The 9,919-nt window shown below is 62.3% G+C and carries 8 protein-coding genes; 5 read left to right on the top strand and 3 right to left on the bottom strand.

Going from position 1 to position 9,919, the window contains the following annotated elements:
• Positions 1 to 136: 136 nt before the first annotated feature.
• Together ACTHL0_RS14735 and ACTHL0_RS14730 are read right to left on the bottom strand one after the other, a co-directional pair.
• Positions 137 to 1,315: a porin gene (locus ACTHL0_RS14735; RefSeq protein WP_440567550.1), complete on the bottom strand. Its 1,179-nt coding sequence runs from the start codon at positions 1,313 to 1,315 to the stop codon at positions 137 to 139.
• A gap of 132 nt (positions 1,316 to 1,447) precedes the next feature.
• Positions 1,448 to 3,349, bottom strand: coding sequence for a bifunctional sugar phosphate isomerase/epimerase/4-hydroxyphenylpyruvate dioxygenase family protein (locus tag ACTHL0_RS14730; RefSeq protein ID WP_440567552.1), 1,902 nt, complete (start codon positions 3,347 to 3,349; stop codon positions 1,448 to 1,450).
• A gap of 252 nt (positions 3,350 to 3,601) precedes the next feature.
• Here ACTHL0_RS14730 and aroQ point away from each other — a divergent pair, with 252 nt between their 5' ends.
• The 4 genes from aroQ (at position 3,602) to ACTHL0_RS14710 (ending at position 7,131) form a co-directional block, all read left to right on the top strand.
• On the top strand, positions 3,602 to 4,063 hold the full coding sequence (gene aroQ, locus ACTHL0_RS14725) for a type II 3-dehydroquinate dehydratase (RefSeq protein WP_440567549.1): 462 nt from the start codon (positions 3,602 to 3,604) through the stop codon (positions 4,061 to 4,063).
• Positions 4,060 to 4,932 (top strand): shikimate dehydrogenase, encoded by an 873-nt coding sequence (locus tag ACTHL0_RS14720; RefSeq protein ID WP_440567548.1) that lies wholly within the window; start codon positions 4,060 to 4,062, stop codon positions 4,930 to 4,932. Before aroQ ends, ACTHL0_RS14720 begins: the two co-directional genes overlap by 4 nt.
• Before the next feature lie 72 nt (positions 4,933 to 5,004).
• A complete protein-coding gene (locus tag ACTHL0_RS14715; protein WP_440567547.1) occupies positions 5,005 to 6,354 on the top strand; it encodes an MFS transporter in 1,350 nt (449 codons plus the stop codon).
• Positions 6,355 to 6,456: 102 nt separating this feature from the next.
• Positions 6,457 to 7,131: a TetR/AcrR family transcriptional regulator gene (locus tag ACTHL0_RS14710; protein WP_440567546.1), complete on the top strand. Its 675-nt coding sequence runs from the start codon at positions 6,457 to 6,459 to the stop codon at positions 7,129 to 7,131.
• Here the strand turns inward: ACTHL0_RS14710 and ACTHL0_RS14705 are convergent, their stop codons facing one another.
• Positions 7,132 to 8,265, bottom strand: coding sequence for a 4-hydroxyphenylpyruvate dioxygenase family protein (locus tag ACTHL0_RS14705; RefSeq protein ID WP_440567545.1), 1,134 nt, complete (start codon positions 8,263 to 8,265; stop codon positions 7,132 to 7,134).
• A 284-nt stretch (positions 8,266 to 8,549) separates the two neighbouring features.
• On the opposite strand from ACTHL0_RS14705, the gene shiA reads away from it, so the two are divergent.
• Complete coding sequence (shiA, locus tag ACTHL0_RS14700; RefSeq protein WP_440567544.1) at positions 8,550 to 9,854, top strand: shikimate transporter; 1,305 nt, start codon at positions 8,550 to 8,552, stop codon at positions 9,852 to 9,854.
• Positions 9,855 to 9,919 lie beyond the last annotated feature (65 nt).

Genomic DNA, 9,919 nt, shown 5'->3' with positions numbered 1-9,919 from the left:
TGCGGGGCCGCGCAGGGACCGGCTTAATCCGGGGCGTGCCTAAAGGCGCCAATGGCGGTCACCCCGGGCGCCGCCCACCGATGGGGGGGGTGGGGGGCCCGACGCACTAGCAATGCGATGGTCGAGTAATCGATCCTCAGAACAGCGTCGCGATACCGACCATGCCGACGAATTGCGCATGCGTCGACGAAGGCGTCCCGTTTTGCGAATCGCCAACCGACGGCGCCGCTTCCACGATATTGCCAGCCCCAGCGCTGCCCAGCGTCTGGCCGCTTGCATGCTGATAGGCCTGCAACGCGTACAGCGTCGTACGCTTGGACAAGTGATACGCCTCCTTCAGCGAATATTGCTCATAGCGCGCCGCGCTGTTGATCCCGTTAGCCTTCGAGGCCATCGTCACGGCAACGCCGGCGCCAAGATCGAATGCGGGCGTGAACCGATAACTCGCCAGCGCGGCGTAGGTATTGAACACCGCGGTCGAATGGAACAGCGAACGCCCGCCCGCTTGATACTCGACGTTCGAATACGAGAGTCCCAACACGAGATTGCCGAGCGTGTAGTTCCCGGCGGCCGCGATGTGCTGCACCGCCTTCGCGGAGACGTACCCGGTATTCAGTGCGGAGGTGCCGAAGCTGCCGGTCGATGCCGAATCGAATCCGGTCGTGCGTTGCGCATTGTCCATGCGCAGATAGCCGAGTGACAGCGTGACAGGGCCGTTCAAATAGCGCAGGGCGCCGCTGTAGGTTTGTCCGAGCCCGGTACTGCCGGCGATTCCGCCAAACGCATACATGGCACTCGCTTGCAAGCCACCCCAGTTCGGGGAGGTATAAACGAGCGAGTTGTTGATCCGCACCGTGGTGTCGAGTCCGTCGATATCGCCGGGGTGCGCACCGGTCGCCCCTGTCAGCCACGCGCTGCCCGTGAGCGGGCCGACGAACATGTAGTACGGCGTGTATTGGCGTCCCGCCGTCAACGTCCCGATGCGGGCGTTTTGCAACCCTACGTAGGCTTGCCGATTGAACATCAGGCCCGACGACGAAAGTGCGCCGGTATTCAAGTCGAAGCCGTTCTGGAGATCAAAAATCGCGAGCGTTCCGCCGCCGAGGTCTTCCTTGCCTTGCAGGCCGAACTTCGACGCATAAAGGTTGCCTTGCCGCAGATAGACGTTCGAGCTGCCCCTCTGGTTGTTGACGTACGTCACGGCGTCGTCCACCGCGCCGTAAAGCGTCACGCTGCTCTGCGCGAATGCGGGCGCGCAGGCGAGTGCCGCCACCGCGGCCGCCATGCGGCCGATTTGAGTGCTACAGGTCTTCATACGTCTTTTCTCCAATCTCCAAGGGTCATCGCCACGAGTGGTGCTCGCGATCTTTGTGATAAAGCCAAGAAAAACAAATTCGACCGGGATTCGCGTGCGAGGCGACACCGCGGCATATCGGTACAGGGGCTGCTACGTCACCGCACCGCCCTGGCGCTGCCGTGCCTGAGCGGCGAGCCGCACCGCGGCGTTCGGCGCGCCGTAGCCGTCATAGCCGCCGCGCCGCTCCACAATTTCGAGGAAGAACCGCTGATCCAGCGTCTCGGTGTAGGCGTGCAGAAATTCGCCGCCATGCTCGTCGCGGTCGTAGAGAAGATCGTGCGAACGCAGCTTTGCCAGGAAGGGATCGGACAGCCCGTACCGGGCTTCCAGATCGTCGTAGTAGTTGCGTGGAATAGGTAGAAGCGGCAACCCATTCGCCTTCAGTTCGGACACCGCCCGGAAAATGTCGTCGGTGCCGAACGCCACATGGTTCAGCCCGGTGCCGCCGTAAACATGAACCGTCTCAGCCACTGCGGTGTGACGGTCGACCGATGCATTCAGCACAATGCGCACCGAACCGTCGCGACGACTGAATGCGCGCGAGCGCACGAGCCCGTAGGGATCCGGCACCGTGACGGCCGGCGATGCTTCCAGCCCAAACGCGGCCTTCAAAAACAAAGTCCAACTATCGAGCGCGCCCATCGGCAATGCCAGACACACGTGATCGATGCCGGTCAACGGCCCCACTTCGCTTGGGCCGTCTATATCAGTCAACCGGAAATCCGCTTCGAATAATGTCGGCTCGCCCGACGTTTCGTTCACCAAGTAGTTAATACTGCCATCCGGAGAACGCACGGCTGGGACCGCGCGCTCGCTCGGACCAATGCGCCCGGAAAACGGCGCATAGCCGAAACCGGCGGCACGCTCGAGCGCGCGCTGAGCGTCGTCCAGACGGAATGCCGATGCGCAGAGCGAGAGCCCGTGCTGCTGAAAGAACGCGCTGGCAAAGGAATCGGGCTCGGCGTTCAACACAATGGCGGCCGCGCCGTGCTGGTAGAGCGCGACGTCTTTCGACCGGTGCTGTCCCGCACGCCGAAACCGCAATCGTTCGAGCCAGTCGACCAGATGCTCGCGCGAGACCGGGTCGACAGCGAACTCCAGAAACTGCGTCGACAACTGTTCCGGCACGGGAGGCGGAGCATAGAGCGGCAACGTCCCGACACCGGCGGTGTGCGCTAGCCGGGCACGCGTGCGCTCCTCCAGCAACAGCAGCGACCGGTATCCGTCGGCTGCTGTCGCCGCGGGCGGCGCACCGCGGAATCCATCATTGAATATCTCGAGCGAAAGCGGCCCCCGGTATCCGCTCTTGACGACGCAGGCGGCGAACTCGGACAGTTCGAAGTCGCCTTGGCCCGGGAAGCAGCGATAGTGGCGGCTCCATTCGATTACGTCCATTTGCATGCGGGGCGCGTCGGCAATCTGCACGAATCCGATCCGCTCGCCCGGAATCGACTCGATTTCCGCGAGCGAATCGCCGAGCGACAGCGTATGAAAGCTGTCGAGCGCGAGGGTGAGATTCGGTGAATCGACAGCATCCACGAGCCGCCACGCATGACGATACGAGCTGACGTGCCGCCCCCAGGCAAGCGCCTCGTAACACGCGATCGCACCGGCCGCTTGCGCATGGCGCGCCAGTACCGCGAGTTGATCGGCGATCAACCCGTCATCGCAAATGGTATCGGCCGACGCGTTGCTGCAAACGAGCAAGCGGTCCGTGCCGAGAGCGTGCATCACCTCGAACTTGCGATGAAGACGCTCGACGTTGCGGTTCAGGCGCTCCGCACCCACCCCTTCGAAATCGCGGAACGGCTGGTACAGCACGATTCGCAGCCCCAGATCGTCACACATCCTGCGCACATCGGCCGGTGTGCCGTCGTAGTACAGCAAATCGTTCTCAAAGATCTCGACGCACTCGAAGCCGGCGGCGTGAATGGCCCGCAGCTTCTCGGCCAGCGTGCCGCTGATCGAGACGGTAGCAATCGACCGCTGCAGCGGCGCGTCGACGGGGCGGACAGTACGGTTCTGCATGGGCTGTGGACGGTGTGTTGATCGGACGATTGCAGCGGATGGCGAATCGGTAGACGCTTTCACGAACACCGCGAACTGTACGTGAACTAACTAGTTGGTACAAATTCGTGAAAACCCCAGAATGACTTATCACTCGAGCGGCGGCACACTGCGATGCATTCGGGAGGACCTGCACGCCCCTCGTGCAGCGTTCGCTTAACAAATGGAGTCGCCGCAATGACATTCGCTTCGGTTCTGGTCCTCAATGGACCGAATCTCAATCTGCTCGGCACGCGCGAGCCGGCAATCTATGGCAAAGAAACGCTGGCCGATGTGGCCGAGCGCTGCCGGACAGCCGGTGAACGGCTCGGCCTCGCGATCGACTTCCGGCAATCGAACGCCGAGCATCAGCTGATCGATTGGCTGCACGATGCGAGACATCAAATTCATGGCATCGTCATCAATCCGGCTGCTTACACGCATACGTCGGTTGCGCTGGCCGATGCCCTGACGGCGATTGCAAAACCCGTGATCGAAGTCCACATTTCGAACGTACACAAGCGGGAGGCGTTCCGGCATCACTCGTACGTTTCGCCCATTGCGGAGGCGGTCATCATCGGCTGCGGGACGCAGGGGTACGTTTTGGCCCTGGAACGGATGGCCGTGTTGTTGAAACAGCAACAGGAGGCCGTGCAATGAGCGCCGCAACGCACCGGAGCCGGCGCTCTATCCTCGTGGGCCTGATCGGATCGGGTATCGGCGGCTCGCTGAGCCCCGCGATGCACGAAGAAGAAGCGCGGCAACAGGGGCTCGCCGGCGTGTATCGGCGGATCGACCTCGAGGCGTTGGGCCTGCCCCCGAGCGCCTTGCCCGATCTGCTGACCGCCGCCGAACGCATGGGCTTCGACGGGCTGAACATCACCTACCCGTGCAAGCAGGCAGTCATCCCGCTGCTCGACGAACTGTCCGAAGACGCACAGGCATTGGGGGCGGTCAACACCGTGCGCTTCCAAGACGGCAAACGAATCGGCCATAACACGGACTGGTCGGGCTTCAAGCGCTCGTTCGAGCAAGGATTGCCCGGTGCATCGCTCGAGCGCGTGGTCCAGCTCGGAGCGGGCGGCGCCGGTGCCGCGGTGGCGCATGCCGCGCTGAGCCTCGGTGCAGCCCGCTTGACGCTATTCGACGTCGACGAAGCGCGCGCCGCTTCGCTTGCCGTTGAATTGCAACGTCGATTCCCAGCCGCCCGGGTTGAAGCAGGCGGCTCGCTCGATAGCGCGATGCGCGAGGCGACCGGCCTCATTCACGCCACGCCGACAGGCATGGCAAAGCTTCCGGGCATGCCGTTACCTGCTGAACTTCTGCATCGCGCGCTGTGGGTGGCCGATGTCGTTTATTTCCCGATCCGCACGGCGCTCATCGAGGCCGCCGAACGAATCGGCTGCCGCACGCTGACCGGCGGCGGCATGGCGGTGTATCAAGCCGTGGACGCATTTCGCATCTTCACGGGCGTCGAGCCGGACGCCGAGCGGATGTTCGCGCATCTGCAAGCGTTGCTCGCGCAGTAGCAGTAGCAATAGCAGTAGTACGGCCACATTCCCATTACACCGACCATTCAGGTCGATAGGAGACACGAAGACATGGCCCCGCCGATTTCACCCCGCTCGCTCAGCCCGGATGCGTTGCAAGAGGCTGCACAGTCCTCCACGGTCCGTCGTTCGCGCGCCCGCTACCGGGTCCTCGGCCTCTTGGCCGCGGGCACGATGATCAACTATCTCGATCGAACCGTGCTGGGCATTGCGGCACCGCAATTGACGAAGGAACTCGGCATCGATGCGGCATTGATGGGCCTGATCTTTTCCGCGTTTTCCTGGAGCTATGTCGTCGCGCAGATTCCAGGCGGCGTGTTTCTCGATCGATTCGGCAGCAAGCTGACCTATTTCCTGGCGATGACGTTGTGGTCGCTCTGCACCTTGGCGCAAGGGCTCGTGCACGGCGTCGGCGCCCTGTTCGCTTGCCGGCTCGGGCTCGGGGTGACCGAATCGCCTTGCTTCCCGACCAATAGCCGGATCGTGGCCACCTGGTTTCCGCAAACGGAGCGCGCGTTCGCCACGGGGACGTATACCGTCGGCGAATACATCGGCCTCGCGTTTTTCAGCCCGCTGCTGTTCGCGTTGATGGGCGCGTTCGGCTGGCGCTCGCTGTTCTATGTCGTCGGCGCCGCCGGTGTGATTTTTGGCCTGATCTGGTGGCGTTTTTATCGCGAACCGCTCGATCATCCCGCCGCCAACGATGCCGAAATTCAATACATCGAAGCGGGCGGCGGCCTCACGCGGCACAGCCCGCGCGAGCGCGCCGGTGCCCCGGACAAGGTGGATTGGCGCGATATCGGCCGGCTGCTCAAGCATCGTCAGCTCGCGGGCATTTGCCTCGGTCAGTTCGCCGGCAACTCGACGCTCGTGTTCTTTTTGACGTGGTTTCCGACGTATCTCGCCACCGAACGCCATATGGGCTGGCTCAAGATCGGCTTCTTCGCGATCATGCCGTTCATCGCGGCATCGGTGGGCGTGTTGTTCGGCGGCGCACTCTCTGATTGGTTGCTGCGGCGGGGCACATCGGCGAACGTCGCCCGCAAACTGCCGATCATCGCCGGGCTGCTGCTGGCGTCGACGATCATGCTGGCGAACTTCGTGCAGAGCAACGCCGCCGTCATCGCCATCCTCTCGCTCGCGTTCTTCGCTCAAGGCATGGCTGCGCTCGGATGGACGCTCGTCTCCGATATCGCGCCTGATGGCAAGCTTGGCCTGACCGGCGGCATCTTCAACGTCGCGGCCAATCTGGCCGGCATCATCACGCCGCTCGTCATCGGCCTGATCGTGGCCGCAACAGGTTCGTTCGTCGGCGCGCTCGCATTCATCGGCGTAGTCGCGTTGATCGGTGCGGCGTCCTATATCTTTATCGTCGGCGATATCAAGCGGATCGAACTCTGAGGCCGCGGCAGCCGCGCCCCGCCGGCCGGCGGGGCCGTTTGCGCGGGTAACCCCTATGTTAGAATCGCGCGCATTCCGTTCACTCTTCAGACGTACAACAACATGGGCAGACCGGCGGCGTCGGCAGGCGGCAGTCGCGTCGGGACCGACGCTAAACGCAAATACGATCCCGAAGAGACCAAACGCAACATTCTCGAAGTGGCGACCGCCGAGTTTTCCGCGATGGGCCTGGCCGGCGCGCGCGTCGACGCCATCGCCGAGCGCACGAATACCACGAAACGCATGCTCTACTACTACTTCGGTAGCAAGGAAGGGCTATATGAAGCGGTACTCGATAAGGTATATGGCGACATCCGCGCGCTCGAACAAGATTTGCACATCAGCGAACTCGAGCCCGTCGAAGGCATGCGCAAGCTCGTCGAATTCACGTTCGACTATCACGACCGGCATCGCGATTTCGTGCGCCTCGTCACGATCGAAAACATTCACGGCGCGAAATATCTCGAGCAGTTGAAGACGTTCCGCAGCCGGAATGCGAGCGTCATCGTCACGATCGAAGATCTACTGGCGCGTGGCGTCGCGTCGAAGCAATTCAGGGACGACCTCGATCCGATCGACCTGCATCTGCTGATCAGCTCGTTCTGCTTTCATCGCGTCAGCAACCGGTCGACGTTCGGCACCGCGTTCGGCCGCGATCCCTCGCATCCGCGCCTGCGAGCCAAGCATCGCGAAATGGTGGTGGATGCGATTTTGAGGTTCGTCGCGAAGTCGCGTTGATTACGGCGCAGGAGCGGCCGACCGCGCGCTCGCGAGCGCACGCAGGTTTCCCTCGCCGAATCCGCGATGCCCGTTGCGCTGCACGATTTCGAAGAAGATTTCGCCGGGCCGGCGTTTGACAAATGCTTGCAGGAACAGAAGCGGCATGCCATCGGCGCCGATTTCGCCGTCGATCAAAATCCCCCGCGCGCGTAGTGCATCGATATCGATGCCATGCCCCGGCAGGCGCGCATCGATTCCGTCGTAGTAAGCAGGCGGCGGCTCGATGAACGCCAGGCCGTTCGCGGCGAGCGCATCGATACTCTTGAAGATGTCGTCCGTCGCCAGCGCAATATGCTGCACGCCCTCTCCCGGATGATCGGGCAGGTAGGCATGCATTTGCTCGGTTCGCGCCGTCCCTTCCTCATAGAGCGGAATACACACTTGCCCGCAAGGCGACACCATCACGCGGGAATCCTGAGCGATATGGCCTTCCGGATTGATCTCGTGAATTTCGCGAAAATGCAGCAAGGTCCGGTAAAAGTCGAGCCAGTCCTGCATGCGCCCCGCGCCGACCGTCTGCGTCATGTGGTCGACGCATCGCAGGCCGGTACCCGCATGGGTCAGATCCTCGCGCGCGGTGGCGATATCAATGGGCCTGAAATCGACGTCGAAAATGGAAATGTCGCCTACACCGCCCTGCGAGCCGCCACGCCCGCGCCAACGGTCGATAAAGTAGATATGGGAATCGCCAATCCCTTGTATGGCCGGGATCTTGAGCTCGAAAGCCCCAATGCGCTCCCCTTCGAACGGCCAGGCACCCAGACCGATCGCGCGCTTAAGCGCACGCGAGGCGTTCTCGACACGCATGCCGAGCGCGCAAATCCCCATTCCATAGATTTGCGCATAGCGTGCCGCGAATGAATCGGGTTCGGCGTTGACCAGGAAATTCATGTCGCCTTGCCGATACAGCGTGACGGCCTTGCTGACATGGCGGGCGATCGCCTTGAATCCGAGCTGTTCGAACCGATGACCCAACTCCTCCGGCATACGCGAGGCAAATTCAACGAACTCGAGTCCCGCCAAACCCAGCGGGTTAGGCGGCCCTGCATCCAGCGCAAACGAATCGTCAGACTGTGAAGCGACAGGGCACATGCAAAATCTCCGGGCAACGATTGCGTCAATTTTAACCAAACCGTTCACCCAGGGGCATATCGCGAAAGACCCGGACGGCCTTTCCATGAGTCAGGACAAACCCGAAATGCGTGCGATCATCGCACGCATTTGCGCGATATCCGCGCACGAACCACGCAAACGGCATTGCGCGGCCGATCGCGGACGCTCTATGCTGCAAGCACTCAACGCTGCCGCATGCACATCGCCGAAGACGGTTCAACGACGGGCGCATTCACGCACGAAAACACAGTAGGAGACATGGGATGACGCCGAACTTCGACGCCGTGAATACCGCGGCCCATTACCAACCCAAAGCCCAGGCACAGCGGGCAGCGATTGGAAGCTTCGTCGGCGCCGTCGTCGATTGGTATGACTTTCTGCTCTATGGGATCGTAGCGGCCCTCGTCTTCAACGCGGCCTTCTTTCCGAAAGTCAGCCCGACGATGGGTACGCTCGCCGCCTTCGCGACATTCGGCGTCGGCTTTCTGTTTCGCCCCTTGGGCGGCATCGTGTTCGGCCACTATGGCGACCGGCTCGGGCGCAAGCGAATGCTGGTCCTGACTGTCATGATGATGGGCCTGTCCACCGTCGCGATTGGATTGCTGCCAACGTTTTCGACGATCGGCTGGTGGGCGCCGGTCCTGCTCGTCACGCTGCGAGCGATACAAGGCTTCGCCGTCGGCGGAGAGTGGGGCGGTGCGGCGTTGATGGCGGTCGAGAGCGCGCCTCGCGGCAACAAGGCGTTCTACAGCAGCGGCGTGCAGGTCGGCTATGGCGTCGGGCTCGTGCTCGCTACCGGCTTCGTGTCGTTGTTGAGCCACTGGCTTGGCGATGCGGCCTTTCGCTCGTGGGGGTGGCGCCTGCCCTTCGTGTTCAGCGTCGTGCTGGTGGCCATCGGCTTGTGGGTCCGCTCGAGCATGGACGAATCGGCCGAGTTCGTCGAAAAGGTGGAGCATCAGCATCGCAAGGTGAAACTGCCTGTCATCGAAGCGCTCACGCGTCATCCCAAAGCGTTCGCCTACATCGTCGCGTTGCGGCTGGCGGAATTGTTCTCGATGTATATCGTCACGGCGTTTGCATTGAGTTATTCGACCGCTAACCTCGGCATGTCGCGCGATCTATTCCTGAATATCGGGCTACTCGTCGGTGCCATCAGCTGCGTGACGATCCCTTGCTTCGCGTGGCTCGCCGATCGGTTCGGATTCAAACGCATCTATCTGATTGGAGCCGCGGTCGGACTGGCCTGCGCGGTTCCGTTCTTCGTGGCACTGGAGGCGCGAGCGACGGTCTGGATCGTGATCTTCGCAGTGATGCTGGCCAATATTGGCCATGACATGGTGGTGAGCGTGCAGCAGCCGCTTTTCACCGAATTGTTCGGCGCGGAATATCGCTACAGCGGGGCCGGCGTCGGATATCAATTCGCCAGCGTGGTCGGCGGAGGCTTCACGCCGTTCATCGCAGTGGCGCTGACTACCCTGGCGGGCGGTTCATGGCATCTCGTCGCCGCGTACCTTGCCGTCGGCTGCCTGCTTTCGTTGATCGCCGGTGCGCGGATGAAATCTGAATAACGCCATGGCCCGCGGCTTGGTGCGCACCGTCTGGCACACATGGCTCGGCCCCTCGACGAGTGGGA

The organism is Trinickia sp. (assembly GCF_051961175.1).
Taxonomy (GTDB): domain Bacteria; phylum Pseudomonadota; class Gammaproteobacteria; order Burkholderiales; family Burkholderiaceae; genus Trinickia.
This window is presented reverse-complemented; position numbering and strand designations above follow the sequence as displayed.

Excerpts from the sequence above, each read along its gene's own strand:
- ACTHL0_RS14735 (WP_440567550.1), bottom strand. The coding sequence starts at position 1,315 with ATGAAGACCTGTAGCACTCAAATCGGCCGCATGGCGGCCGCGGTGGCG.
- aroQ (WP_440567549.1), top strand. The coding sequence starts at position 3,602 with ATGACATTCGCTTCGGTTCTGGTCCTCAATGGACCGAATCTCAATCTG.
- ACTHL0_RS14720 (WP_440567548.1), top strand. The coding sequence starts at position 4,060 with ATGAGCGCCGCAACGCACCGGAGCCGGCGCTCTATCCTCGTGGGCCTG.
- ACTHL0_RS14715 (WP_440567547.1), top strand. The coding sequence starts at position 5,005 with ATGGCCCCGCCGATTTCACCCCGCTCGCTCAGCCCGGATGCGTTGCAA.
- ACTHL0_RS14710 (WP_440567546.1), top strand. The coding sequence starts at position 6,457 with ATGGGCAGACCGGCGGCGTCGGCAGGCGGCAGTCGCGTCGGGACCGAC.
- ACTHL0_RS14705 (WP_440567545.1), bottom strand. The coding sequence starts at position 8,265 with ATGTGCCCTGTCGCTTCACAGTCTGACGATTCGTTTGCGCTGGATGCA.
- shiA (WP_440567544.1), top strand. The coding sequence starts at position 8,550 with ATGACGCCGAACTTCGACGCCGTGAATACCGCGGCCCATTACCAACCC.